Annotated in this window: 24 protein-coding genes; 6 read left to right on the top strand and 18 right to left on the bottom strand. The window is 72.7% G+C overall.

The annotated features are described in order from the left end of the window. Positions 1-14 precede the first annotated feature (14 nt). The 7 genes from SMD11_RS08290 to SMD11_RS35395 all read right to left on the bottom strand — a co-directional run bounded on the left by SMD11_RS08290 (position 15) and on the right by SMD11_RS35395 (position 4,903). A complete protein-coding gene (locus SMD11_RS08290) occupies positions 15-647 on the bottom strand; it encodes a response regulator (protein ID WP_087925825.1) in 633 nt (210 codons plus the stop codon). Then, on the bottom strand, positions 644-1,912 hold the full coding sequence (locus SMD11_RS08295; RefSeq protein WP_087925826.1) for a sensor histidine kinase: 1,269 nt from the start codon (positions 1,910-1,912) through the stop codon (positions 644-646). The genes SMD11_RS08290 and SMD11_RS08295 overlap by 4 nt, the downstream gene beginning before the upstream one ends. Then, a complete protein-coding gene (locus SMD11_RS08300) occupies positions 1,909-2,769 on the bottom strand; it encodes an ABC transporter permease (RefSeq protein ID WP_087925827.1) in 861 nt (286 codons plus the stop codon). The genes SMD11_RS08295 and SMD11_RS08300 overlap by 4 nt, the downstream gene beginning before the upstream one ends. Next, entirely contained in the window at positions 2,766-3,620 is an 855-nt protein-coding gene (locus tag SMD11_RS08305) for an ABC transporter ATP-binding protein (protein ID WP_087925828.1), read from the bottom strand. The genes SMD11_RS08300 and SMD11_RS08305 overlap by 4 nt, the downstream gene beginning before the upstream one ends. Positions 3,621-3,847: 227 nt before the next feature. Beyond that, positions 3,848-4,063: a DUF397 domain-containing protein gene (locus SMD11_RS08310; protein WP_324614712.1), complete on the bottom strand. Its 216-nt coding sequence runs from the start codon at positions 4,061-4,063 to the stop codon at positions 3,848-3,850. Then, entirely contained in the window at positions 4,060-4,284 is a 225-nt protein-coding gene (locus SMD11_RS37255) for a Scr1 family TA system antitoxin-like transcriptional regulator (protein ID WP_418952420.1), read from the bottom strand. The genes SMD11_RS08310 and SMD11_RS37255 overlap by 4 nt, the downstream gene beginning before the upstream one ends. Beyond that, on the bottom strand, positions 4,226-4,903 hold the full coding sequence (locus SMD11_RS35395) for a helix-turn-helix domain-containing protein (RefSeq protein WP_159395266.1): 678 nt from the start codon (positions 4,901-4,903) through the stop codon (positions 4,226-4,228). Before SMD11_RS35395 ends, SMD11_RS37255 begins: the two co-directional genes overlap by 59 nt. 453 nt (positions 4,904-5,356) lie before the next feature. Here SMD11_RS35395 and SMD11_RS08320 point away from each other — a divergent pair, with 453 nt between their 5' ends. Beyond that, entirely contained in the window at positions 5,357-5,611 is a 255-nt protein-coding gene (locus SMD11_RS08320; RefSeq protein WP_087925830.1) for a hypothetical protein, read from the top strand. A 419-nt stretch (positions 5,612-6,030) separates the two neighbouring features. Here the strand turns inward: SMD11_RS08320 and SMD11_RS08325 are convergent, their stop codons facing one another. The 9 genes from SMD11_RS08325 to SMD11_RS08365 all read right to left on the bottom strand — a co-directional run bounded on the left by SMD11_RS08325 (position 6,031) and on the right by SMD11_RS08365 (position 17,782). Then, positions 6,031-7,368, bottom strand: coding sequence for a class I SAM-dependent RNA methyltransferase (locus tag SMD11_RS08325; RefSeq protein WP_087925831.1), 1,338 nt, complete (start codon positions 7,366-7,368; stop codon positions 6,031-6,033). 132 nt (positions 7,369-7,500) lie between these two features. Then, entirely contained in the window at positions 7,501-9,552 is a 2,052-nt protein-coding gene (locus SMD11_RS08330) for an APC family permease (RefSeq protein WP_087925832.1), read from the bottom strand. A gap of 228 nt (positions 9,553-9,780) precedes the next feature. After that, positions 9,781-10,878, bottom strand: a complete 1,098-nt coding sequence (locus SMD11_RS08335; RefSeq protein ID WP_234365967.1) for a cytochrome P450 family protein — start codon at positions 10,876-10,878, stop codon at positions 9,781-9,783. Next, a complete protein-coding gene (locus tag SMD11_RS08340; RefSeq protein ID WP_418952421.1) occupies positions 10,875-12,398 on the bottom strand; it encodes a cytochrome P450 in 1,524 nt (507 codons plus the stop codon). Before SMD11_RS08340 ends, SMD11_RS08335 begins: the two co-directional genes overlap by 4 nt. Continuing rightward, complete coding sequence (locus SMD11_RS08345) at positions 12,395-13,051, bottom strand: GTP-binding protein (RefSeq protein ID WP_087925834.1); 657 nt, start codon at positions 13,049-13,051, stop codon at positions 12,395-12,397. Before SMD11_RS08345 ends, SMD11_RS08340 begins: the two co-directional genes overlap by 4 nt. Continuing rightward, entirely contained in the window at positions 13,029-13,391 is a 363-nt protein-coding gene (locus SMD11_RS08350) for a DUF742 domain-containing protein (RefSeq protein ID WP_087925835.1), read from the bottom strand. Before SMD11_RS08350 ends, SMD11_RS08345 begins: the two co-directional genes overlap by 23 nt. Next, positions 13,388-13,819 carry a roadblock/LC7 domain-containing protein gene (locus SMD11_RS08355; RefSeq protein WP_087925836.1) on the bottom strand — a complete coding sequence of 144 codons (432 nt, stop codon included), beginning with the start codon at positions 13,817-13,819 and terminating at the stop codon, positions 13,388-13,390. Before SMD11_RS08355 ends, SMD11_RS08350 begins: the two co-directional genes overlap by 4 nt. Beyond that, complete coding sequence (locus SMD11_RS37260; RefSeq protein WP_418952422.1) at positions 13,816-15,582, bottom strand: ATP-binding protein; 1,767 nt, start codon at positions 15,580-15,582, stop codon at positions 13,816-13,818. Before SMD11_RS37260 ends, SMD11_RS08355 begins: the two co-directional genes overlap by 4 nt. Positions 15,583-15,805: 223 nt before the next feature. Then, complete coding sequence (locus SMD11_RS08365; protein ID WP_087925837.1) at positions 15,806-17,782, bottom strand: FAD/NAD(P)-binding protein; 1,977 nt, start codon at positions 17,780-17,782, stop codon at positions 15,806-15,808. Between the two features lie 506 nt (positions 17,783-18,288). Between SMD11_RS08365 and SMD11_RS08370 the strand changes: the two genes are divergently transcribed. Continuing rightward, a complete protein-coding gene (locus SMD11_RS08370; RefSeq protein ID WP_087925838.1) occupies positions 18,289-19,698 on the top strand; it encodes an MFS transporter in 1,410 nt (469 codons plus the stop codon). A 172-nt stretch (positions 19,699-19,870) separates the two neighbouring features. Here SMD11_RS08370 and SMD11_RS08375 read toward each other — a convergent pair whose 3' ends face one another. Then, a complete protein-coding gene (locus SMD11_RS08375; protein WP_087925839.1) occupies positions 19,871-20,443 on the bottom strand; it encodes a flavodoxin family protein in 573 nt (190 codons plus the stop codon). A 262-nt stretch (positions 20,444-20,705) separates the two neighbouring features. Here SMD11_RS08375 and SMD11_RS08380 point away from each other — a divergent pair, with 262 nt between their 5' ends. The 4 genes from SMD11_RS08380 (at position 20,706) to SMD11_RS08395 (ending at position 24,655) form a co-directional block, all read left to right on the top strand. Next, positions 20,706-21,473 carry an AfsR/SARP family transcriptional regulator gene (locus tag SMD11_RS08380; RefSeq protein ID WP_234365968.1) on the top strand — a complete coding sequence of 256 codons (768 nt, stop codon included), beginning with the start codon at positions 20,706-20,708 and terminating at the stop codon, positions 21,471-21,473. Between the two features lie 129 nt (positions 21,474-21,602). After that, positions 21,603-22,184: an NADPH-dependent FMN reductase gene (locus tag SMD11_RS08385; RefSeq protein WP_087925841.1), complete on the top strand. Its 582-nt coding sequence runs from the start codon at positions 21,603-21,605 to the stop codon at positions 22,182-22,184. Between the two features lie 75 nt (positions 22,185-22,259). Then, complete coding sequence (locus SMD11_RS08390) at positions 22,260-22,976, top strand: GTP cyclohydrolase II (RefSeq protein WP_087925842.1); 717 nt, start codon at positions 22,260-22,262, stop codon at positions 22,974-22,976. Next, positions 22,973-24,655, top strand: coding sequence for a WD40 repeat domain-containing protein (locus SMD11_RS08395; RefSeq protein ID WP_087925843.1), 1,683 nt, complete (start codon positions 22,973-22,975; stop codon positions 24,653-24,655). The genes SMD11_RS08390 and SMD11_RS08395 overlap by 4 nt, the downstream gene beginning before the upstream one ends. Before the next feature lie 84 nt (positions 24,656-24,739). Here SMD11_RS08395 and SMD11_RS08400 read toward each other — a convergent pair whose 3' ends face one another. Continuing rightward, positions 24,740-25,720: a formylglycine-generating enzyme family protein gene (locus SMD11_RS08400; protein ID WP_234365969.1), complete on the bottom strand. Its 981-nt coding sequence runs from the start codon at positions 25,718-25,720 to the stop codon at positions 24,740-24,742. Positions 25,721-25,761 lie beyond the last annotated feature (41 nt).

Below are 25,761 nucleotides of genomic sequence, written 5' to 3' on the forward strand. Positions count from 1 at the left end.
AGGGGCCCCGGCCGTCAGTCCGTCGAGAGCAGCCCGAACTGCATCGCGCGGGTGACGGCGGCGGTGCGGTCGGAGACCCCGAGCTTGTTGAAGCTCCGCAGGAGATGGGTCTTGACGGTGCTCTCGCCGACGAACAGGCGGCGGCCGATCTCGGAGTTGGTGCAGCCTTCGGCGACCAGCCGCAGCACCTCCAGCTCCCGCTGGGAGAGCTGCGGCCGGTCCGGTTCGCCGCCGCGCAGCCGGGAGACCAGGGCGGCGGCCACGGTGGGGGCGAGCACGGTCTCGCCGCGCGCGGCCGCTCGTACGGAGTCGGCGAGGTCGCCGCTGGAGGCGTCCTTCAGCAGATAGCCGGCGGCGCCGGCCTCGACGGCCCGCAGGATGTCGCGGTCGGTCTCGTAGGTGGTCAGCACCACGACGCGGGTCCCGGGGTGGGCGGCGCGGATCCTGCGGGTGGCCTCGACCCCGTCGCCGCCGGGCATCCGCAGGTCCATGAGGACGATGTCGGGCTCCAGGGAGGCGCACAGGGCGACGCCCTCGGGCCCGGACGAGGCGCCGCCGACGACCTCCAGGTCGGGCTGGACGTCGAGCATGCCGCGCAGTCCCTCCCGTACCACGGGGTGGTCGTCGACGAGCAGGATCCGGATCATCGGTGGTCCTCCTGGAGCGGTGCGGTCTGGGCGTGCGCGTCGGGGGGGCAGGCCGCGGCCGTCAGCCGTACGGTCAGCCGGGTGCCCTCGCCGGGGGCGCTGGTCAGCTCCGTGGTCCCGCCGACCTCCGAGACGCGGGCGCGCATGCCGGGCAGGCCGTAGCCCTTGCCGGAGCGCCGCGCGGAGGGGACGAAGCCGCGGCCGTCGTCCCGTACGGTCAGCTCCAGGCCCTGGGGGGTGTAGGTCAGGGAGAGCTCGACGCGGGTGGCGTGCGCGTGTTTGCGGATGTTGGACAGCGCCTCCTGGGAGGCGCGCAGGGCCACCACCTCGACGGCGGGCGGCAGCTCGCAGGGGGTGCCGGTGACGCGCACGTCGACCTCGATGCCGAGCTCCTCCGCGAGCCGGTCGCCGAGGCGTCGTACGGCCTCGTCCAGCGAGCTGTCGTCGAGCTGGGCGGGGCTGAGCGAGGCGACGAGGGAGCGGGACTCGGCGAGGTTCTCGCGGGCGGTGCGCTGCATCAGGTCGAGGTAGCGGCGGGCCTGCTCGGGGTTCTTCTCCAGCTCGCCCTCCAGCACCTGGCAGAGCATGACGAGGCTGGTGAAGCCCTGCGCGAGGGTGTCGTGGATCTCGCGGGCGAGGCGCTCGCGCTCCAGGATGGCGCCGTGCGCGACGGAGAGGCGGGCCAGCTCGTCCCGGCTCTCGTCGAGCCGGCGGATCAGCTCGGCGCGCTCGCTGCTCTGCACGACGATGCTCTCCACCCAGCCGCCGATGCCCAGCGAGGACCCGGTGACGACGACGGCGATCAGGGTCGTGCGCAGCAGGTGGCCGGGGGCGTCCCACATCAGGAACGTCCAGCCCACGAGCGGGACGAGGTTGTAGACCAGCAGGTAGGCCATGGCCCGGAGCCGGTCGAGCAGCATGTACGACAGCGGCGCCAGGGCGACCATGGCGACGGACGCCTCCTGGGCGAGGATCGCCGCCGGGGTGTAGAGGACGGCCATCCCGGCGCAGAAGGCGACGGCGCGCCGGGAGTTCTCCGGGTCACCCTGGAGGGCCGGCCGGCCGACGGCCACGTACAGCGGCACGGACAGCAGCAGCCAGCCGTTCATCAGCCAGACCCAGAGGCCGGGCCCGTGCGAGAAGGCGACGAAGAGCTCCGCCGCCACCAGCGCCGTACCGCAGTGGAAATCCCACAGCCGGGCGTTCCGCTGCCACGCGTGGGTGACACGGGCGCCCGGCCGTGGGGCCGCGGAGGGCACGGTCATCCGTCGCGCCGGCCCTTCCAGCGGAATGTCGTCAAGCACAGAACCAGTCCTCCGATGCACCAAGCGCCCAGGACGAGGGCGACCCGGCCGAGCTCCCAGTCTCCGGCCTGCTCCAGCACCTTTGCCTGGTCAGGCAGGAAGACCGCACGGAAACCTTGGCACATCCACTTCAGCGGGAAGAAGGCGCCCACGTTCTGCATCCAGCCCGACATGTTGTTGATCGGGATGTAGACGCCGGAGATGAACTGGATGACGAGGAAGGGCAGGGTCACGATGGGCGTCGCGCTCTTGGCGTCGCGGGGGACGCTGCTCATGGCGATGCCCAGCAGCGAGCAGGCGACGAGGCCGAGGATCAGCACCCAGGCGAAGGTGAACCACTTGGCCGGGTCGGAGGGCAGCTTCAGGCCGAAGAAGGAGACGCCGAAGATCAGCAGCAGTACCGTCTCGGCGATGCCGGTGGTCAGGACCAGCCACAGCTTGCCGAAGAAGAACGAGCTGCGCGGGATGGGCATGGCCGCCAGGCGGCGCAGGTTGCCCTCCTCGCGCTCGGTGGCGATGCCGATGGCGATGGCCTGGAAGCTGGTCGACATCAGACCGGCGCCGAGCATCGCGGCCACGTACAGCTGGGAGACGGTGATCCCGGCGCCCTCGACCTTGTCATGGAAGATCGACGCGAACATCGTCATCATCATGATCGGCAGGGCGAAGGTGAAGACCACGGCGCCGGGGTTGCGGAAGAACCCCTTGATCTCCAGTCCGCCGCGGAGCAGGCCGAGCCGGAAGGCACCGGGAAGCTTGCCCGGCCCGCCGGCCGGGTGCAGGCCGGGTGCGGTGGAACCCGCGAGAGTCTGGGTCATGCCGCTGTCTCCTGCTCCTTGATGAGGCCGAGGTAGATGTCTTCGAGGGACGGCCTGGTGACCGTCAGCTCGGGGATCTCGCCCTTGAAGTACGCCGCGAGCTCGGCGACGACCGTGGTCGGCGAGTCGGTGCGGTGCGTCATCGGCCCGTCGGCGCCGAGCCAGGAGACCTGGGCCTGCGCGGAGGCGCGTCCGCCGAGGGTGGCCGGGTCGCCCTCGGCGACGACCTTGCCTTTGACGACGACGGCCAGCCGGTCGGCGAGCGCCTCGACCTCGTCCAGGTAGTGCGACGTGAGCACGATGGACGTACCGCCGTCGGCGAGCGACCGGATCAGGTCCCAGAACTGCCGCCGGGCCGCCGGGTCGAACCCGGTGGTCGGCTCGTCCAGGAACAGCAGCTCGGGCCGGCCGATGACACCGACGGCGACATCGACGCGCCGCCGCTGACCACCGGAGAGACCGCTGACCCGGGCGTTGGCCTTCTCGGTGAGCCCGACCAGCTCGATGATCTCGTCGGGGTCCCGCGGGTCCGGGAAGTAACGGGCGAAGTGCCGCACCGCCTCGGCCACCGTGAGATCGCCGATGACGATCTCGTTCTGCCAGACGATCCCGATGCGCGACTTCCACCGCCGCGACGCCTTGCCCGGGTCCTCCCCGAGCACGTCCACCTCACCGGCGTCCCGCTTGCGGTGACCCTCCAGGATCTCCACGGTGGTGCTCTTGCCCGCGCCGTTCGGCCCGAGGATGCCGAATATCTCGCCCCGCCGGATGTCGAGGTCCAGACCGTCGACGGCGACGTGGTCACCGTAGACCTTCCGCAATCCGCGGACCCGTACTGCTGTTTCTGCCATGGCTCCAGCATGGCGGGGCGGGGAAACCGGCGGGACGACCGGTAGGTCGGAGTGGTGTCCACCGTTCGGTGGACATGGGGGGGGTTCCGAGGCGGGGGCGCCAGGGCCCGCCGAGGGTCTCGAAACGTTCCCGGCAGCCTACTGGTCGTGCCGGGACGCACCCAGCGGGTGGAGGGAGCGGTTGGGGTGTGGCATCCGTGCCGTGGCTACTCATGGCCACGCTGGGCTCAACCGCCGGCCGGGAAGCTTCCGGCCTTGACTCCGTCCACGAAATCCGACCAAGCGCCGGAGCCGAGAACAATCACGGGCCCGCATGGGGCCTTGCTGTCACGGACAGGAACGACGCCCGGGTGGCCATCGGCGACCTCAACGCAATCGTTTTCCAGACCGCTGTAACTGGATTTTCGCCATCCGGCTATATCCAGGCCGGGTATTCCGATCACCGGTATTCCTCCAAGTACTTACGAACGAGCTCCATCGATTCGCACTCTGGCAGCGCCAACCCGCGTACCGCATCGTATCGTTGCAATAGCTCGACAACTCGCTTAGGGGACTCTACCAACTCACCGGATCCGAACGATTCGACGTAGGCGAGCGTTACACCGTTAGGCGCCGTGAGGAACGTCAGGCTGCCCCCCGAGCATCCAGTACTCGCCCCGCTCAAACGGCAGCACCTGAATGGTTACGTCAGAGTCTTCGGCAACCTTCAGGATGTGGGCGAGTTGCCTCATCATCGCCGCTCTCCCACCGACCGGCCGCCTCAGCGTCGACTCGTCCATGACCGCCCAGTACGGGGGCCGTTCCTCCCGGTTGAACACCCGCTGCCGAGCCATCCGGTTGGCCACGGCCTCGTCGAAGTGGTTCTTCGGCGCTTTGGGTCGAGCTGTTCGCAGTAGGGAACTCGCGTATTCTTCGACCTGTAGCAGCGCCGGGATCGTGCTGCTCGTGAAAACCTGAATCCGTTCAGCCTGAGCCTCCCTTGAGGCAGCCTTTCGCCCATACTCCTGCACCGATCCTTCACGGGCGGTATCGAGGAGCTGGATGAGCGTTCCGCCCATTTCGAATCGCTGGTCAAGGGCAGCCATCAAGGCGTCGGACGGCAATTGGGTCCCAAGCTCCACCCTGTTGATGTAACTGTGCCCATAGCGCGCTTCTTCGGCGAGGTCCCGCAATGACAACCCCGCGCGCTTGCGCAGATGCTGGATCATCAACCCGATTACCTGACGCAACGTCAGCCGCTCGTCCTGCTCCCGCTCCGTCATCGAACAACCGCCCGTCACCATCTGCGAGTTGTGTACAAGCCCCCTCTGGTGAGGGTATGCCCCTCTACTCAATCCTGGTAATCGCCTGATCACGGACCGCAGGAGGCGCTGACGCCCCTGCCCTTCGGCAGGCGCAGGACATGCCACATACAAGACCCCCGCGACCGTGGTGTCGGTCCGGGGGCGTGGCCAACGCTGACAAGGAGCGCTAGCAATGCACGACCTTATCCTCCGATGCCTCGCGTGGGCGAGAGCATCCTTCTGGCCCGGCACTCCCGGCCACGACTCCCACGCCTGCCGCTCCGTCCGGGTGCCGCAGGTACCTACCCAGCAGGCCGTGACGCCTCCGGCACCCAAGACCCCGCCCCTTGCCGAGCCGCCGATGGACGATGGCGCCGGCCCCGTCTTCCTGTGGGTGACAGCGCACGGCATCGACTTCCGCCCTCGCCAGCCTCACGGCGTGGAGGCGGGCCGATGACGGCCGCCGAGGAGCCCCAACGGGGCGGGCAGGTACCCAACGTGGGGGTACTGGTCGTGGACGTCCGACGAGATCGCGTCGGCGAGGTGATGGCCTCGACCGGCGGACGGTTGTCGCTGCGGCCTCCGTCCGGTGGGCGGGAGTGGGAGGCGTTCCCCTGTGACGTCCGCCTGATGACCGCGAGCGACGGGCTGCGGGCGAAGGTGACCGAGGCCAACGACCGGAGCAGGCGAGAGCGGGGCACGGCGTGAGCGAGGAAACCACCGAGCACGGAACCGCGTCCGAACCCCGGCGCCCCCGGTGTCAGGAGTGCTGGGGCATCAAGCGCACAAGAGCGCGAGCATTGGCGGTCGACGACCGCCGGACCGCCGAGAGGATGACCCGGGCCATGGGCGTCCACATCTGGCAGGCGCACGCGTGACGGCCCCGGGAGAACGCCAGGAGTGCGAGGCCAGGGCGGTCCGGCCACCACTGGCGGTCGGCGGGAGCGGAGTCGTCTACGTGCCGGCGACTGAACCCGTGAAGCCGTGCACCCGTCCCTGCGCTCTGTGCCAATTGAGGGGTCGCCAGAAGGCCGCTCCGGCGGGAGCGGGCATCCGCGACAGCTGACCGCCGCCGAGCCGAACGTCCTGCCCGGGGCCAGTTCCCGGGCAGGACGCTCTGATGCAGGTCAGGCGGTCTTGTCCACCGGCTTCAGAATCGCGACACACTCCACGTGATGCGTCATCGGGAACAGATCGAACGCCCGCAGCGTCACCGGCCTGTACCCCTCCTCCGCAAAGTACGCCAGATCCCGAGCCAACGCCGCCGGATCGCAAGCCACATAAGCGATCCGCCGCGCCCCCAGCGAAGCCAAGTGACGGACCGTCTGCTTGCCGGCCCCCGCGCGGGGCGGGTCGAGGACGATGATGTCGGCGCTGTCGATGCCGGTGCGCGGGAGGACCTGTTCGACCTTGCCCTGTTCGATGCGGACGCGGTCGAGGTCCTGGAGGTTGTGGCGGGCGTCCTCTACGGCGCGCTTGCTGGACTCGATGCCGAGGACCGCGCCCTTGTCGGTGATGCGTTCGCCGAGGGCGCCGGCGAAGAGGCCGACGCCGCAGTACAGGTCGAGGGCCATGTCGTTCTTGCGGGGCATCAGGCCCTGCATGACGGCCTTGATCAGGGTGTCGGCGGCCTGCGGGTGGACCTGCCAGAAGCCGCCCTCGCCGACGCGGTAGGTGCGCTCGTCGGCGCGCTCGCGGACGAAGGGGCGGCCGTGGACGCGGTGGACCTGCTTCTCGCCGCGGCGGTTCTCGCTGACGCGCATGACCGACACCGGCTTGTCCAGCTCCACGATGGGGAGGCGGGCGTCCGGCTTCGGGGTGAGGATCACCTGGCGGTCCGCGGAGCCGCTCGCCGCGATGGCCTCGATCGAGGCGATCGTCGGCCACTCGCGCTTCTCGATGCCCAGCTCGCTCACGCCCGGCGCGGCGATCATGCAGTGGTCGATGACCTGGACCTCGTGCGAGCGGTGCTTGCGCAGGCCCGCGTGGCCCTCGGCGTCGATCGCGTACTGGACGCGGGTGCGCCAGGCCGGGACCTCGCCCGCCGGGAGCTTGTCGCCCTCGGCCGGCATCACGGTGCCGTCCCAGCCGGCCTCCTCGGGGGTGAGGCCCGCGAGGCGCTGGAGCTGTTCGGCGATGACCTCGCCCTTGAGGCGGCGCTGGGCGCCCGGCTTGGCGTGCTGCCAGTCGCAGCCGCCGCACATGCCGGGGCCCGAGAAGGGGCAGGGGGCCGGGACCCGGTCCTTGGAGGCTTCGAGGATCTCCACCGCGTCGGCGCGCAGGAAGCGCGACGTCGACTCGCCCTCGGTGATGCGGGCGCGGACGCGCTCGCCGGGCAGGGCGTGGCGGACGAAGAGGACGCGGCCCGATTCGGTGCGGGCGACGCAGTGGCCGCCGTGGGCCACCGGGCCGACCTCGACCTCGTACTCGTGGCCGATCAGCGATGCGTCGGTGTCGTGCTGCATGGCGGGATCGGCTCCAGAGGTTAGGGGTGAGAACAAGGAGGAGTGCGGCGCGGTGCGACGGCCGGACGGCAACAGCCGTCCAGTCTACGTCCCACCGCGCCGCACTCCTGACCTTCCGGCGGCGCCGCGCCGTTACCGCTTCGTCGCGGCCTTCTCGCGCTTCGGTTCGCCGACCGGGCCGCGGCGCACCGAGCCCGGGGCGTTCCACTCGGCGCGCTTGCGGGCGCGCCGCTTGGCGGCCTCGGAGGAGTCGAGCTGCCAGGGCACCGAGGTGACCATGACGCCCGGGGTGAAGAGGAGGCGGCCCTTGAGGCGCAGCGCGCTCTGGTTGTGGAGCAGGTGCTCGTACCAGTGGCCCACCACGTACTCGGGGATGTAGACGCTCACCACGTCGCGCGGGCTCTCCTTACGGAGGCTCTTGACGTAGTCGATGATCGGCCGGGTGATCTCGCGGTAGGGCGAGTCGAGGATCTTCAGCGGGACGTCGACACCGCGGCGGTGCCACTCGTCGCGCAGGACCTTGGTCTCGGCCGGGTCGACGCTGATGCTGAGCGCTTCGAGGGTGTCGGAGCGCATGAGCTTGGCGTAGGCGAGGGCCCGCAGGGTGGGCTTGTGGACCTTGGAGACGAGGACGATGGAGTGCACCCGGGAGGGGCGCACGGTCTCGTCGCCCGGCAGGTCCTCGGCGGCGATCTCCTCGGCGACCCGGTCGTAGTGCTTCCGGATCGCGGTCATGGTGGCGTAGAAGATCACCATGCCGAGCAGGGCGACCCAGGCGCCGTGGGTGAACTTCGTCAGCAGCACGACGACGAGGACGAGGCCGGTGAAGAAGGCGCCGAAGGTGTTGATCGCGCGGGAGCGGACCATGCGGCGGCGCTCGGCCGGGTCGGTCTCGGTGGCCAGGTGGCGGTTCCAGTGCCGAACCATGCCGATCTGGCTGAGCGTGAAGGAGACGAAGACGCCGACGATGTAGAGCTGGATCAGGCGGGTGGAGTCGGCCCCGTAGATCACGACGAGTATGGCGGCGGCGCCGGCCAGCAGCACGATGCCGTTGGAGAACGCGAGCCGGTCGCCGCGGGTGTGCAGCTGGCGCGGCAGGTAGCGGTCCTGGGCGAGGATCGAGCCGAGCAGCGGGAAGCCGTTGTACGCGGTGTTGGCGGCCAGGAAGAGCACGAGGGCGGTGGCGGCGGCGAGCACGATGAAGAGGAACGAGCCGTTGCCGAACACCGCCTCGGCGACCTGGGAGATCACCGGGTTCTGGGTGTAGTCGGAGCCGACCGGCTGACCGTCCTTGAGCAGGTCCGTGGCCGGGTGCTCGGCCATCCGCACCTTGGTGACCATGGCCAGCGCGATGATGCCGCAGAACATGGTGACGGCGAGGCCGCCCATGAGGGCGAGGGTGGTCGCCGCGTTCTTGCTCTTGGGCTTGCGGAAGGCGGGCACGCCGTTGCTGATGGCCTCCACGCCGGTGAGCGCCGCACAGCCGGAGGAGAAGGCGCGCAGCAGCAGGAAGACGAGCGCGAAGCCGGCCAGGCCCTGGTGCTCGGCGTGGATGGTGTAGTCGGCGGTGGGCGCCTTCATGGTCTGGCCCATGATCAGGCCGCGTACCGCGCCCCAGGCGATCATGATGAAGACGCCGCCGACGAAGATGTACGTCGGGATGGCGAAGAGCTTCCCGGACTCCTTGACGCCCCGCAGGTTCATCAGGGTCAGCAGCACGATCACGCCGACGGCGCAGGCCGTCTTGTGCTCGACCACGAACGGGATCGCGGAGCCGAGGTTCTCGATGCCGGAGGAGATCGAGACCGCGACGGTCAGGACGTAGTCGACGAGCAGGGCGCTGGCGACGGTGAGGCCGGCCTTGGGACCGAGGTTGGTGTTGGCGACCTCGTAGTCACCGCCGCCGCTGGGGTACGCGTGCACGTTCTGGCGGTACGAGGCGACCACCGTGAACATCAGCACCACGACCGCGACGGCGATCCAGGGACTGAAGTGGTAGGCCGACACACCTGCCACGGAGAGCACGAGGAGCACTTCGCCCGGCGCGTACGCCACGGAGGAGAGAGGGTCGGAGGCGAAGACGGGGAGCGCGACACGTTTGGGGAGAAGGGTCTCTCCCAGCTTGTTGCTGTGCAGCGCCCGCCCGATGAGGATCCGTTTCGGCAGGTCGGTCAATTTGGACACGCAGAGGATCGTAAGGGTTCCGTATACGTGCCGCCCACCCGGCTGCCCGTGCGAGCCGAAATCCGTTAAAGGGGCGTTAAGACGCTCCGATACCGGCGCCCGAGGGCGCCGGACGGGGTTATAAGCGGCCGCCGGAAACGTGGGAGGGGGTTCCGGAAACCGTATGCGACGGCTTCCGGGAATCCGGAGAAGTGGCCAACCTGACAGGCGCGACGGTCAGGGCGGCGGTCAGCGCGACAGCAGCACCGGCAGGCTCCGGTGCCCGTTGGAGATGAAGGACTCCACCGGACGCAGCCCCTCCGGGTCGGCGAGGGCCAGGTCGGGGAAGCGCGCGAAGAGGGCGGGCAGGGCGACGGCGGCCTCCAGCCGGGCGAGGGGCGCGCCGAGGCAGAAGTGGACGCCGTGGCCGAAGGCGAGGTGGTCCTTGACGGCCCGGGTGACGTCGAAGCCGTCGGCGTCGGCGCCGTGCAGCTCCGGGTCGCGGCCTGCCGCGGCGTAGGCGGCCAGGATGGGCTCGCCGCGGCGGATGGTGACGCCGTCGAGCTCGATGTCCTCGGTGGCGTAGCGCAGCGGCAGGCTGGCTACGGGCGCCTGGACGCGGAGGGTCTCGTCGATCACCGCGTCCCAGTCGGCCCTGCCCTCGCGGACGAGCGCGAGCTGGTCGGGGTGGGTGAGCAGGGCGTGGATGGCGTTGTCGAGGAGGTTGACGGTGGTCTCGTGGCCGGCGCTGATCACCAGCAGCAGGGTGTCGATCAGCTCCTGCTCGGTGAGACGGGAGCCGTCCTCGTCGCGGGCGGAGATCAGGATGCTGGTCATGTCGTCGCCGGGGGCGGCGCGCTTGGCGGCGACGAGGCCGCCGAGGATCTCGTAGACGCGGGCGTAGGTCGCGGTGACCTCGTCGGCGTCGGCGGAGGTGTGGAAGATGCTGTCGACGCAGGCCCGCAGGCCCTCGCGGGTGTCCTCGTCGGTGACGCCGAACAGCTCGCAGATGACCTGGATGGGGATGGGGTACGCGTAGTTCTCGCGGAGGTCGACGGGCCGGCCGGGCGGGGTGGCCGCGAGGTCGTCGAGGAGGCCCTGGGCGAGCTCCTCGATGCGGGGGCGCAGGGCGGCGGTGCGGCGGGCCGTGAAGGCCCGCGCGACGAGGCTCCGCAGGCGCTTGTGGTCGGCGCCGTAGGCGGTGAACATGTTCTGCACCGCGACCCAGGTGAAGAGGGGCCACTCCGGCGAGACCTCACCGTTGATCCAGGCCGGCCAGTGCCGGCGCGGGTCCTTGGAGACGCGGGGGTCGGTGAGGAGCTGCTTCAGGAGCGGCTGGGTCGTCACTGCCCACGCCACCACTCCCCCAGGAAGCTCCACGGGCGTCGCCGCTCCGCGGGCCCGGATCCGGGCGGCCTCGCCGTGGATGTCACGGCCGGTGGGGTCGATGGCGACGGAGCTGAGCTTGCTGAGCTGACTGAGCTGGCTTTCCATCGGCTGTCTCCAGGGGTTTCGGCCTGCTTCTGATGGGGGTGGTACGGGGCGCCGGGTGCTCCCGCGGCGCCGGGGACGCCGGACGCCGCGAGGTCGTGGACGGGCGCGGGGGCGGGCCTGGTGGGGTGGACCGGGGGGAAGCGGACGGGCAGGGCGGTCAGCGCCCGGTGGAAGGGGCCGGGCCGCCAGACCAGCCGGTCGGCGGGGACGGCCAGCTCCAGGTCGGGCAGCCGGTCGAGGAGCTTCTCGACGGCGACGGCCGCGATGAGGCGGGCGGCGTCCTTGGCGGGGCAGGTGTGCGGGCCGGCGCTCCAGGCGAGGTGGGCGCGGTTGCCGGTGCGCTGGTCGGACAGGAGGGCCGGGTCGGTGTTGGCGGCGGCGAAGCTGACGACCACGGGCTCACCGGCGGGCAGCGGCACGCCGCCGAAGTCGACGTCCTGCACGGGGTAGTGGACGCCGTAGTTGGCCATCGGCGGGTCGAGCCAGAGGACCTCGTCCAGGGCGTCCTCGACGGGCATGCTGCCGCCGGCCAGGTCGCCGGCGAAGCGGTCGTCGGAGAGCAGCAGGCGCAGCGCGTTGGCGATGAGGTTCTGCTGGGGCTCGGTGCCGGCGCCGATGAGGACGACGAGCTGGTGGATCATCTCCTCGTCGCTGAGCCGGGCGGGGTGGGCCATGAGCCAGGAGGTCATGTCGGCGCCGGGCTCGGTGTGCTTGAGGCCGATGAGTTCGACGAGGCTGTCGGCGATGAGGGTGTCGGCGCGTTCGGCGTCGACGCCGTCGAAGATGCCGGAGAACCCCTCGACGAGGCGGTCGCCGAGCTCCGGCGGGCAGCCGAAGAGCTGCTGGAAGACCAGGAGCGGCAGGACCTTGGCGTAGGCGCCGAGGAGGTCGGCCTCGCCGAGGCCGGAGAAGCGGTCGATGAGGGTGTCGGCGCTGCGCTCGACGTAGCCGCGCAGGGCGTTGGGGTCGATCCGGGACAGGGAGTCGGTGACGGCCTGGCGGAGCCGGCGGTGGGCGTCCCCGTCGGAGAAGAGACAGTTGGGCCGGTAGGCCATCATCGGGACGACGGGGTTGTCGGCGGCGACCCGGCCGTCGGCGAGGGCGCGCCAGCGGCGGGCGTCCTTGGCGAAGATCTCGGGGCTGCGGAGCACTTCGAGCGCGGCCCGGTAGTCGGTGACGAGGGTGGCGTGCGCGCCGGGTGCCAGCTCGACCGGCGCCGCGGGCCCGAGGGTCCGCAGCCGCTGGTAGACGGCGTGCGGGTCGGCGGCGAAGTCGGGCCCGTACAGCGGGGTCGCGGCGCCCTGGTGCGCGGGGCAGCCCGGCGGGGCGCCGGTCCCCGGTCCGGGGCCGGCGGCGTCGGGGTGGTGGGTCACACGGGCTCCTGGGCGGTGCGGTGCTGCTCTCCGTACCCGGCCGCGCCGGTGCGGGGGGCCGGGGCCGCCTGCCGCGCCTGGAGGTATTCCACGAGGGCGATCAGGGCGCGGGTGGAGGAGATCCGGTCGCGGGCGTCGCAGGTGATCAGCGGGGTCTCGGGGAGGAGGTCGAGGGCCTCGCGGATCTCCTCCTCGGGGTGGGACGGGGCGCCGTCGAAGTGGTTGATCGCGACGGCGTAGGGCAGGCCGTGCTCCTCCAGCAGCCCCATGACATCGAATGACTGTTCGAGGCGACGGGTGTCGGCGAGCACGAGCGCGCCGAGGGCCCCGTGCGTCATGTCCTGCCACAGCCGGGTGAAGCGCTGCTGGCCGGGGGCGCCGAAGAGATAGAGGACGAGGCTGTCGCTGAGGGTGACGCGGCCGAAGTCCATGGCGACGGTGGTGGTCGTCTTGCCGTCGATGCCGGCCAGGTCGTCGACGAGCGCCCCGGCCTGCGTCATCGTCTCCTCGGTGCGCAGCGGCCGGATCTCCGACAGCGAGCCGACGAAGGTCGTCTTGCCGACGGCGAAGTGGCCCACGACGAGGAGCTTCGCGGCGGTTCGCACGGACCGCCGCAGGTAGAGCGCTCCGTCAGAGGCGAGCGCGGAGTCCATCCAGCACCTCCTGAAGGATCTGGGCCTCGGGAAGTTGCGCCGAGGGGATGGGGGCCCGGGTGATGAGGTGACCGCTGTCCACGAGGTCGCCGAGCAGCACCTTGGTGACGCTGACGGGCAGCGCCAGGTGGCCGGCGATCTCGGCGACGGACAGCGGCCCGCCGAGGCAGAGTTCCATGAGCCGGTACTTCTCGGGGCTCAGTCCGCCGAGCGGGCGGTCGTACTGGGCGATGACGAGGGTGACCAGGTCGAACGTGTTGCGGGTCGGGTGGGCGCGGCCGTCGGTGACGACGTACGGCCGTACTAATCCTTGTCCGCGCCTCGGCGTGGGCGGGGTCATGCCGGGCTGCCGCCCTGCCAGGCGTCCCGCCGGGGCGGGCTGGTGAGCTCCTTGCCGAGCCGGTCGACGAGCTTCTGCATGCGGTAGGTCACGGCTTCCATGTCGACGTGCTCGGTGGCCGAGACGGCGAGGTAGGCGCCGGGGCCGGCGGCTATGAGGAAGACGTAGCCGCCCGCGAACTCCACGAGGGTCTGCCGCCAGGGGCCGGACTGCTGGATCTGCGGGCTACAGAACTCGGCGGTGGAGCGGCTGATGGACTGGAGGCCGGAGAGGGCGGCGGCCTGCCGCTCGGCCTCGTCGCGCTCGATGCCCTCGGAGCGGGCGCGGAGCATGCCGTCGGAGGAGAGGAGGATCGCGTGCCGGGCCTCCGGCATCTTCACGACCTCGTCCAGCATCCAGCCCAGCTCGTTGTTCAGGTGGTCGTTCACGCTGGGGGGTTCCCTTCGTCGTCTTCGGGTGCCTGTTCGGGGTGGCCGCCGTGGCGGGGGGCGCGACCGGAGTGCTCGGGACGGCCGGGGTGCCCGGTGCGGCCGGAGCGGGTGCCGCGGGCGAAGGCGCCCATGCGCCGGGCGGTCTCCTCCGCGCTGCGCGGCGGCGGTCCGTCCAGGTCGAGGGGCGTGCCGCCGGGCGGCGTCGTCATGCCGCCCAGCCCCAGGATCTCCACGGTCCGCTCGGCGGGCGGCTGCCCGGCGTCCGCCGAGGGCTGCCTGCGGCGGCGCTTGGGCAGACCGCCGGCGGTGGAGCCGGTGACGGCTCCGGGGTGGCCGTCCGGGGAGGCGGCGGCCGGCCGGGGCGGCGGGAAGGCGTCGGGGGCGGGGGACGCGGCGGGCGCCGTGGGGGCGGCGTAGCCGGTACGGGTGCCGGGGTCGGAGTGACCGCTACGGTCGCCCGGCCTGGCGTGCGCGTTACGGGCGTCCGGGCCGGCGTCGCCGCCAGGGGCAGCGGTGTCGGCGTACGGGACACCGCCCGGGCTCCGCTGCCCGGGGAACCCGGCCCCGGCGGCTTCGGCGCCACCGGGAGCACCGGATTCCCGGGGGCCCGGGACAGTGGAGGCGCCGGAAGCATCCGGGGCAGCAGAGGCAGCGGAAGCGCCAGGCGACGCGGACGCGCCGTCCGCCCCGCGCCGGCCCCCGCCGGGTGCCTTGGCCGTACGGCCGGGCGGGCCGAGCGGGGTGGTGTCGGGCCCGTCGAGTTCGAGGTGCACCAGCAGCGCGCTGGGCAGGAACAGCACCGCCCGCACACCGCCGTACGGCGAGCGGGTGTCGACGGAGACGCTGAAGCCGTACCGGGCCGCGAGCACGCCGATGACGGGGAAGCCGAACTGCGGCGGGTCCCCGAGCCGGGAGACGTCGACGGTCCGCTGGCCGGACAGCAGCGCGGCCGCCCGCTGGACCTCCTGGCCGTCCATGCCCACGCCCGCGTCGTCGATGACCACGCAGGCACCGTTGTGCACGGCCTGGAGGCCGACCTGGACGGTGGTGTTGGGCTGTGAGTGGCGGGCGGCGTTGTCCAGCAGCTCGGCGACGGCCAGCACGACGGGCTCCACGGCCCGGCTGACGACGGCGAGATCGGCCTGGTTGTGCACCTGGACGCGCCGGTAGTCGCGGATCCGCGAGGTGGCGCCGCGTACGACGTCGGTCAGCGGGGACGCGGTGCGCTGGCGGCCGGGCCAGGATCCGCACAGCACGGAGATGGCCTGGGCGCGGCGGCCGAACTGGGAGTTGGCGTGGTCGATCTGGAGGAGGTCGCGCAGCACATCGGGGTTGTCGTGCCGCTCCTGCATGTCCGAGATGGCCAGCTGCTGTTCGTGGGCCAGCCCCTGGAGGGCGCGCATGGACGCCTTGAGCGCGGCCTTCGCCGACTGGTCGGCGCGGGCCTGGGCCTTGTCCACGGCCTGGGTGAAGGTGTCCATCACGGACTGGAGGCCCTGGGCGAACACGGTGCCGGTCAGCCGCTCGTCGAGCAGCCCCGGCAGCGGCACGGGCTGGTGCATGGAGGCCGTGACGGCGGGCAGCCGGACGGCGACCAGGTGCCGCACCTCGGTGTCACGCGCCTGGAGGCCGTCCTCCAGCGCGGTGACCCGCCTGCGCACGGCGGCGGTGATCCCCCGCTGGCGCACCAGGAGCACCGCCACGGCGACCAGCACGACGGCCAGACACCAGCTCACCACCTCCGGTATGTGATGTGACATCAATTCCTCGTGGACGAAGGGGGCATGCGGTCGGCGCGGGGACAGGTGGTGTCCTGACGTCCCGTCCAAAACGGAATACGCGGATCATCCTAACCACGCGGACGTACGTCTGGCCGATCTTCGTTCACGAGTTACCGAACAGACATACGCCTCATGTCACGACCGTAGCGTGCGCCCCTTCAGCCCGTCAGCGGCCCCCTTACGGGCGGGCCCGGCACCGTGCTCACACGACCACGCCGGACGGATCCGTGTCCTCCGTCACCGGCCGCAGGGCGAGGGGTACGTGGGCGACGGGCGGGAGGGTGAGGACGGCGCGGGCGATGGCGTCGGAGTCGCCGAGGGTGACGGAGTCGACCCCGGGACGGATACCGGCCGCGGTCACCCAGTGCACCGCTTCGGTCGGGACGCCGTAGGCGAAGCGCCGCGGATGGGCATGGCCCCTCCCGTCGATCACGTGGTACGGCCGCTCCGTGACAGCGAGACCGCCTGTCTCATAACTCGTACCCGACGCCGCGTCGATACGGAAAGTCGTGATCTGGTCAGTGTTCAACAAATGCCGCAGCAAGGGATCAGCCGTCCGCCGCAGGTCCGGCTCCGGCAACCGCGCCTCCACCAGCGTCCGCGCCCGCACCGCCGCCCCCGGCACCACCGTGGAGGACGCCACGAACGCCGCGTCCGCGGTGTCGATCCGCACCACCGTCCCCGGCCCCGTCACCTGAAGCACCCCGGCCTCGATCAGCGCGATCATCTCCTCGATCCGCGACACCGGCGGCCCGATCGACAAGAACGCGTTCAGCGGCGTGTACCAGCCCTCCAGATCATCACGGTGCGAGGTGCCCTCCAGGCCGCCGTGGTCCACGGCCAGCCGGATCTCGTTGCGCAGATCCCGCATCACGTCCAGCGCCGCCTTCAGCGGCCCGCTCACATTCCCCTCACGCGCCGCCCGCACATCCGCCGCCAGATACTCCAGCAGCCACGCCTGGAACTCCCCACGACCGGCAAACTCCCGCTCCCCGTAAGGCCGCGACAACCGCTCCCAGCTCCAGCGCACCTCCCCACCGATCCCGAACGCCTCCAGCAGCTCCCCCCGCTCGCCCTCCTTCTCCAGCGCCAGGAAACGCCGGGTGAACTCCTCGCGGTCCGCGCCCCGGCCCCGGGTGTCGAGCAGCGTGCCGTAGTAGACGCTCTCCACCTCGCTTGAGATCAGCGGCCACAGGTCCGCCGAGAAGCGGACCGGGCCGCCGCGGCGGGCGCGGTCGCGCAGCCCGGCGACGTACTCGGCGGTCAGGAGTCTGGGGAAGTAACGGCCGTACGCGCCCTTCTCGTTCTCACCCCGCGCGTGATAGGGGACCCCGCGCCGGGAGAAGCCGTAGAGCTCCGGCTCCCGCCCCGAGGCGCGGTACACCAGCTTCCCGCCCTCGCGGACGAACGTCCCGCCGCGCCCGGCCGTGAACAGCGCCATGTAATCGAAGAAGTTCAGCCCCAGGCCGCGCAGCAGCACCGGCTGTCCCGGCCGGATGCCACTGAGGTCGATGTCGGCCGGGTTGACCGGGGTGATGTAGTCGAGGTGGTGGATGCGGGAGAGCGACGCGGTGCGGGCCTCACGCGGCGAGAGGTGCGCCGGCACATGACCCAGCGCCATCACGATCGCGTCCAGCCGGTTCAGCCGGGTGCCGTCCTCCAGGCGGACGCCCTGGGGGCCGCCCGGCACGCCTTCCACGTCGGCCATGGCGACCACCAGCGAGCGGTGCACCTCGACGGTCATGTGCGCGGGGGCGCGGGCGACGACACGCCGGAAGCTGTCGTGGAGGTAGCGGCCGTAGAACGCCCGGGTCGGGTACGTGTCCGGGCCCAGCCGGCGGGCCTCGGCGAGGGTCTCCTCGTCGTGGTCGCCGGCTTCCCCGGACGCCACGCCCCGCGCCCACTCGTACAGGCTCGGGCCCGGCTCCACCGGCCCCTCGATCCGGGCGCTGTCGTCCGTGTAGACCGTGATCTGCGACGACACCGTGTTCATCAGCAGCTCACGCGACTGGTCGCTGCGCCACACGGCGCCCGCGCCCGGGGCGGAGGGGTCGACGACGTGCACCGTGAGGGTGGAGTGCGTGGGCGCGGCCCGCTCGTTGGCGCACAGCCGCTCCAGGACCGACAGGCCGCGCGGGCCGACACCGACGACGCAGACCTCGACATGGCTGTCACTCATGCGGGTGCTCCTCTGCTCAGGACAACGGCGGCTCAAGAGAACGGCGGCTCAGGCGGACGGCGGCCCGGGGGAACCGGCGCCGGGGAGGCGCGGCCCCGCGTCGGCCGCCCGCGTCGGCCCCGCGCGAACGGTCCGGAAGGTGCCGCCGCCGGCGGACGCGGCGTCCCCACGCGTCTCAATCTGGATGGTTCCGTTTTCAGGGGTCAACGGCGGCCCGGCGGGTCCGTCAGGTCCTCCCCGGCGCTCTCCCCCGGTCTCCGGGCGGGCCTCCCGGACCGGCCGACCTGACGCACCCACGGGGGCGGTCTTGCCCGCCGGGACGCCGCCGCGCAGGCTCTGGCCCATGGACCGTGCCCGCCCGCGCGCCGGGGGCACCTCGCCGAAGGGCTCTACCGAGGTCTTCGGGCGACGGACCCGGCGCGGTGGGCGGGGCCGCGCCCCATGACCGCCCCGGCACCCCACCGCCCCGGGCGCCTTACCGCCCCGCCGGCGTGAGATGAGGAGAGATGACGACCCGAGCGGCACCCTCCCGTCCGTGGACCGAGACCTGGGATCCGGAGGACGAGGACTTCTGGGAGCGCGGTGCGAGGCACATCGCGCGGCGCAATCTGTCGGTGGCCGTGCTCGCCGGGCACCTCGCCCTTTCCGTGTGGGGCATGTGGTCGGCACTGGTGCTGTTCCGGTCGCCCGGGGCCGGCCCCGCGTACGGCCCCGGCGGGGCCTTCCTGCTGGTGGCCGCGCCGGTGGCGGCCGGGGCGGCGCTGCGGTGCGCGGGCGACCGCGCGCCCGGCCGCGCGGACCGGCCGGGCGGCCGGGACCGGGTCGTCCTCGGCACCGCCGCCCTGCTGCTGCCCGCCCTGGCCGCCGCCTGGCTCGTCCAGCGGCCCGGCACCCCGCTGTGGGCGCTCCTGGCCGTCGCGGCGACCGCCGGGGCGGGCGGTGGCGCGCTCTCCGCCGCCACCGCGCGGCACATCGCGTCCCTGTACCCCCGGCGGGACCGCACGCCCGCACCGGCCACGGGCGGCGGCCTGTCCGGCGTCGCCGCCGCGCAGGCGCTGGGCCTGCTGGTCGTCGCCGCGGCCGGGGACGCGCGCCCGGCGTACGTGGCCGTCGCCCTGCTGCCGGCGATCGCGCTGGTCGTCCTGGCGGCCGGCCTGGGCATGGACGATCCGGTTCCGCTACGGACCTCGCGGGCGTTACGGGTCGTGCCGCCGGTCCGGCGGCGGGCGGTGGTGCGCCGCCGCGCACCCTGGGTCCTTCCGCTGCGCGCGGGCATGTCCGGCGCGCTGCTCGGCCACTGCCTGGCCTTCGGCCCGGTCCTGCGGAGCGAGTTCGGCGCGTCGCCGCGTCAGGCGGCCTCGTACGCCTTCCTGGGCGCGCTGCTCGGCTGGGCGGCCCGGAGCCTGGGCGGCAGGGTGACGGGACGCCGGGCCGCGGGGCGCGTCGTCCTGGCCGGGTTCCTCGGCGCGGCCGTCACCGCCGCGCTGCTGCCGGCCGCGCGCGGCACGCTCGGAGGGTTCGCGGGCGGCTTCGCGGTGCTGTGCGTGTGCGGCGGCGCCGGGGCGGGCGCCCTGGACCGGCTGGTGCGCGGCGGGGTCCGCCGCGCGGGGGCGCAGGACGGCCCGAGCGGCGTCGTGGACGACGGTCGCGGCGTGGACGGCGGTACGGGCGTGGACGGCGGTCCCGGCGTGGCCGACGCGCTCGGTGGTGTCGTCGTGCTGCTCGCCTTCGCCGCCTGCTACGCGGTCCCCGGTGGTTCGGCCGCGCCGGCGCTGTGGGGCCTCGCCGGGGTCCACGGGGTGTGCGCGGTGGTCACCTGGGCGGTGACGCGGCGCCGGGGCCGGATGGCGGCCGCCGCCCCGTACCGCCCCGGGGCGCTCTCCGTCGTGCCCGCCCGGGTGTCGTCCCGGAACTGACCGCGTCCCGGCCCGGAAACGGCCCGCACCGGGTGAGGCGGGCCGCACCGTACCGCCCTGAGGTACTCTCCGTCGCCCCCGCCCGGGTGACGCCCCGGAACTGACCACGTCCCCCTACCGGAAACGGTGCGGCCCGCCCCGTCGGGGGCGGCCCGCACCGTGCGCGCGTCCCTCAGCCGCGCATCCGGCGCGCCGTCTCCGTCACGCGCCTGCCCAGCAGATACGCCGTCTCGGTGTCCGCCTTGGTGACGGCCTCCGGGCCCTCGTCGGCGTTCGCCTGGGCGCCGACGCCCAGGTGGAAGCCGAGCCGGTTGAGGTCGTGCTCGGAGCCCGTGGAGACGTTCCAGCCGGGCAGCAGGTCGGGGCTGACCCAGTGCATGGCGTGCTGGGCGGCGAAGACCGCCAGGTATTGCAGGGTGTTGAGCTTGTCGCCGCTCTTCGAGCCCGAGACGGTGAAGCCCGCGGCCAGCTTGTCGCGCCAGGCGCGGCGCGCCCAGCGCGCGGACGTCGCCTCGGCGAAGGCGTGGAAGGCCGCGGAGGCGCTGCCCATGTAGGTGGGGGCGCCGAAGACGATGGCGTGCGCGGCGTCGAGCCGGGCCCACTGCTCCTCGGTGACGGCGTCGACGGCGATCAGCGCGGAGGCCGCGCCCGCGTCGGCGGCGCCGCGGGCCACCGCGCGGGCGAGCACGGCGTTGTGGCCGCGGCCGGAGTGATAGGCGACGGCCACCTCCGGAGTGCTGTTCATCGGTGCCTCCTCACGCGTGGGTCACGGTCGTGCGGGCCGGATTTTCCCATCCTGTGCGGGCCCGGTAATGCGGCCAATGCCGGTCCGGTCAGTACGTCAGATGGCCGGGCGGTCCGTCAGGTCGAATTCCCCGGAATGCAGCCGACCTGACAGAAGGTCACCTCGGCCCCGGGGTTTCCGTGTTTCCGGAAGTACGCTCGGTCCACCGGATCTCCGAAACGTTGGGACAGGACGTATGCGGGCGATACCAGATCAGCAGAGTGTGCGCTTCAATATTCTGGGTCCCCTGGAATGCTGGTACGCCGGTGAACGGGTGCGGCTGGGCGGCCGGGTGCAGGAGCGCGTGCTCATCGCCCTGCTGCTGGAAGCCGGCCGGGTCGTGTCCGTGGACCGGCTGGTCGAGGCGGTCTGGGACGGCCGCCCGCCCGCGACGGCGGTCCGGCAGATCCGCAAGGGCGTGGCGGAGCTGCGGCGCCGGCTGCCGGCCGGCCCGCGGCTGGTGCTGACCGACGGGCCCGGCTACCGGACGGCCGTGGCGGTCGAGCAGGTGGACCTGCTGCTCTTCCACGCCCACCTGGGATCCGCGCGCGAGGAGCTGGCCGCGGGCCGGCCCGCGCGGGCGCTCCCCCTGCTGCGCGCGGCCCTCGCGCTGTGGCGCGGCCCGCGGGCGGCGGGCGCCGGCGGCCGGGTGCTGGAGGCGGCGTCGGCCGCGCTGGAGGAGCACCGGCTGCGGGCCACCGAGCAGTTGTGCGCGCTCCGGCTGGAGCTCGGCCGCGACACCGGTGACCTGGTGGGCGAGCTGCGGGAGCTGGTCGAGGCGTACCCGCTGCGGGAGACGCTGCGCGCGCAGCTGATGCGGGCGCTGTACCTCGCGGGCCGACAGGCCGAGGCGCTGACGGAATTCGCGCGGGTGCGCGCGTATCTGTCGGAGGAACTCGGTGTGGACCCGAGCCGGGAACTGGTGCGGATGCACGCGGACATTCTGCGGCGCGGGACGGTTCTCCCGGGTGTCACGGGAGCGTTTCCGTAAAGTGCCCCGGGGTTCCGGGAGGAAATCCGGGTGCGGTATCGGAGAGGTACCGCTCCGGTATCGGCGAGGGGGATTCTGTTGTCGTGGCACCGGCCTTGCCGGGCCGGCGACCGGAGGGCGGAGGCCGGAATGACCAGGGTGGTTCTGATTTCGGGAAGCCTGCGCCGCGGTTCCGTGAATTCCGCGGCGCTGCGCGCCGTGCGCCGCATCGTGGAGAGCGCGCCGGGCGCCCCGGAGGTGGTCTCGCTGCCCATCGGCCGGCTGCCGTTCTACGACGGGGACGTCGAGCGCTCCGGTACGGCACCGGCGGTGTCGGCCGCGCGCGCCCTGGTCGCGGCCGCCGACGCCCTCGTGATCAGCACCCCTTCGTACAACGGCGCGGTGCCGGGGGTGCTCAAGAACGCGCTGGACTGGCTGTCCCGCCCGGACGGCGCGAGTCCGCTCACCGGCAGGGTCGTGGCCGTGCTGAGCGCCTCGCCGAGCGGCCGGGGGGCGATCGACGCGCAGCCCGCGCTGATGGACCTGCTCGACGCCTGTGAGGCGGTCGTCGTCGAGCACCCGCCCGTGGCCGTCCGCCGGGCGGACCGCCGCCTGGACGAGGCGGGCGAGATGAACGACCCGGAGGTGCTGGCCGCCCTGCGCGAGCTGGTCGACGCCACCTTCGAAGCGGTGGCGATCCTGGCGGACCAGAAGCGGTCGGTGTCCGCCTGACGAGGCCGGCCCGCCCCCGGCGCAGTTGCGACGCGCGGTCTCCGGTGCGGAGACCCGGACATCGGAGGTTGCCGTATGAAGTCCCCCCTCACGGGCCTGCCCGCCCACCGGGCGCCGGCCCGCCGTGTGCCCGCGCCCCGGGCCCGTACCGCCGAGGAGCCGCGGATCCGCAACGAGGTCCGGATCCCGCTGCACCTGGGCGGCGGTCCGGCGCTGGACGCGACCGTGGCCACCTTCGACGGGCTGCCCGACGGCCTGGAGCACCTGGCGGTCCGCTTCCCCGGTACGCCCCCGCCGGGAGCGGCGCGGGCCGCCGCGGTCCCGCCCCTGGTGCGGCTGCACTCGGAGTGCATGACCGGGGACGTCTTCGGGTCGGCCCGGTGCGACTGCGGGCCGCAGCTGCACGAGGCGCTGCGGCGGGTCGCGGCCGCCGGCGGCTGCCTGCTGTACCTGCGCCAGGAGGGCCGGGGCATCGGTCTGTACAACAAGCTGGACGCCTACCGGCTCCAGGACGGCGGCCTCGACACCTACGCCGCCAACCGGGCCCTCGGGCTCGCCGACGACCTGCGCGACTACACCAGCGCGGCGTGCATGCTGCGCGCGCTGGGCCACGACGAGATCGACCTGCTGACCAACAACCCGGACAAGCCGGCCCAGTTGTCGTCCCACGGCATCAGGGTCCGCCGGGTCGTCCCCACGGGCGTCTTCGCCAACCGGCACAACCTGCGCTATCTGACGGCGAAGGTCACCCGCACCGCGCACACCATCGACCTGGAAGGTGCCTCACGATGATCCGCCACCACGGCCCGATCAGCGGGATCGCCGCGTTCGGCGGCGCGCGCGTCGCCACGGCGGGCTACGACAACCAGCTGATCCTCTGGGACGCGGCCGCCCGGCTGCCCCTCGCCCGCGCCTCGCACGACCACCTGGCCAACCAGGTGACGTTCAGCCCGGACGGGAGGTACGTCCTCAGCTCCTCCAGCGACTACACGGCCCGGCTGTGGTCCGTGCCGGAGCTGAAGCTCACCGCGGTCTTCGCCGACCAGGCCGACGACGTGGAGATGTCGGTCTTCCACCCGACGCGGGAGCTGGTCGCCACCGCCTCCCGGGACGCGCTGGTGCGGGTCTACGACTTCACCGGCACCCTGCTCGCCCGGTTCGCCGGGCACGGCGCGGACGTCATATCGGTGGAGTGGCTGGGCGACTCCGACGAGCTGCTGTCGTCCAGCGACGACGGCACCGTCAAGCGCTGGTCACTGGCGACCGGCGGGCTGGTGTCGACCATCGACCTGGCGGGGGTGGAGACCGACACCATCGCGATCACCCGGGAGGGCGTGGTCTACGCCGGGAACGACGACGGCGAGATCATCCGGATCGACGGCGACGCCGTGCGGAACTTCCCCGCGCACGCCGCGGGCATCAAGCGGCTGGTGTACCACGCCGGTTCGGGCGCCCTGGTGAGCCTGAGCTACGACCGCACCGTGCGGATCTGGGACACCGCGGGCGAGCTGTCCCTGACCTCCGCCTCGGAGTTCCCGGCGGAGATCTGGGCCCGGTCGTGCGCGTTCCTGGACGAACGGACGCTGGTCTTCGCGACGTTCGGCTCGACGTACGCGACGTACGACATCGCGGGTGACGCCTGGGACCTGTCGGGCGTGGAGGGCACCGGCTGTGTGAACGCGGTGACGACGGACGGGGGCCGGCGGTACACCATCGGGGACGCCGGGGTGCTGAAGGCGGACGGGGTGCCGGTGGCCGAGGTGGGCAGCCTGTGCAACTTCCTGGTGAGCGCCGGCGGGCTGCTGCTGACGGGCGGCCAGCTGGGCCGGGTCTTCGACGCCACCACCGGTGAGGTCCTGCACCAGCACCGCTCGCCGCTCAACTGCGCCGCCGCGTTCACCAAGGACGGGGTGCCGCACGTGGTGATCGGCGCCTACACCGGCGAGGGCCTCGTGTTCTCCGTCGGCCCGGACCGCAGGCTCACGCCGGTGACCACCCTGCCGCTGGCGGAGAACGCGGTGAAGGGCGTCGCCGCCTCGGCGGACCGGATCTTCGCGGTCTGCGCGGGCGCCTCGGCCTCGTGGTTCGCGGTCGGCACCTTCGGCCTGATCCGCCGGATCGACACCGCGCACGACAAGATCGCCAACGGTTGCGCGGCGCTGCCCGGCGGGGCGTTCGCGAGCGTCAGCCGGGATCTCAAGCTGCGCCTGTGGGACGCCTCCGGCCGGCCGTGGACCCTGGACACGCCGCACGACCACTCGGTGAAGTGCGTCGCCGCCTCGCCCGACGGCCGGTGGGTGGCCACCGGCTCGTACGCGGGCCGGGTCGCGGTCTACGACACCCGCACCCACACCTGGGCGCCGGCGGTCCGGCCGACCACCGCCGGGGTGTCGAGCCTGCACCACGACGCGGAGCACGGCCGCTTCCTGGCCGGGTCCTACGACGGGCGGGTGTACGAGATCCCGCTCTGAGCGGCCGGGCGGGAACGGCGGAGGGGCCGGAAGCCTTCGGGCTTCCGGCCCCTGGCGCGTACGGGACCCGGTGGCGCGGTGCGCTCAGGGCCGTACGCCCGTGGCGACGCGCAGCCCCACCGGGTACAGCGGGCCGGGGAAGGCGCCGTGCCGGCGGCGGGTGCGGGTGAGGTCGCCGAAACGGGAGAAGCTGCCGCCGCGCGCCACCCGGTACTCCTCCCCCAGCGTCTGGACGAGGTGGTCGGCCACGTACGGGCCGCCCGGGTAGGGCACGTAGGGGTCGGCGACGTACTCCTCGACGTTGCCCCCCATGTCGTAGGCGCCGCACGGCGCCCGGCCGGCCGGGAAGGCGCCGACCGGCGTCGTCTGGTGCACCCCGGACTCGCGGGTGTTGGCGGCCCCCGGGTCGAAGTCCTCGCCCCAGGGGAACTCCGAGCCGCTCGCGCCCTTGGCCGCGTGCTCCCACTCGGCCTCCGTGGGCAGCCGCCAGGGGTGGCCGGTGGTCCCGGTGAGCCAGGCCGCGAAGGCGTCGGCGTCCTCCGGGCGGACGCCCGCGACGGGGTGGTTGCCGCGGTCGTAGGGGAAGGCGCCCAGGTACCAGGTGCTGGGGCGCTCGGCGCGGCCGGTGCGGTCGAGGAAGGTGCGGTACTCCCAGTTGGTCACCGGGTAGGTGCCGATCCAGAAGTCGTCCAGGCGGACGGTGCGCTGGGGGGTCTCCTTCTCGATCCAGGGCCTCTCCACGCCCACGTGCTCCCAGTCCCGGACGACGGGGTCGACCTCCTCCGCCCGGAGCCCGATCTCGACGGTGCCGCCGGCGACGAAGCTGGTGGCGGGGGTGCGGCCGATGCGCGGGTCGCCGATGAGGGCGAGCACCCCGCCGGCGGCGAGCCGCTCGGCGACGGTCGCCTCCGGGTCCTCCACGATGGCGGCGAGCTGCCCGGGGTCGGCGCGGCGCAGCGCGGCGACGGCGTTCTCGCTGGGCCGCAGCGTGCGGGGGCACACCAGGGGCGCGTGTTCCTGGAAGTGCGGCGAATGGGCAAGATCCTGGAGCCTCAGACCACTCATGTCCTCTCCTGGGTGAGGGGCGGTGTCCGGGTGTCCGGACG

It is taken from the genome of Streptomyces albireticuli (assembly GCF_002192455.1).
Classification (GTDB): Bacteria; Actinomycetota; Actinomycetes; order Streptomycetales; family Streptomycetaceae; genus Streptomyces; species Streptomyces albireticuli_B.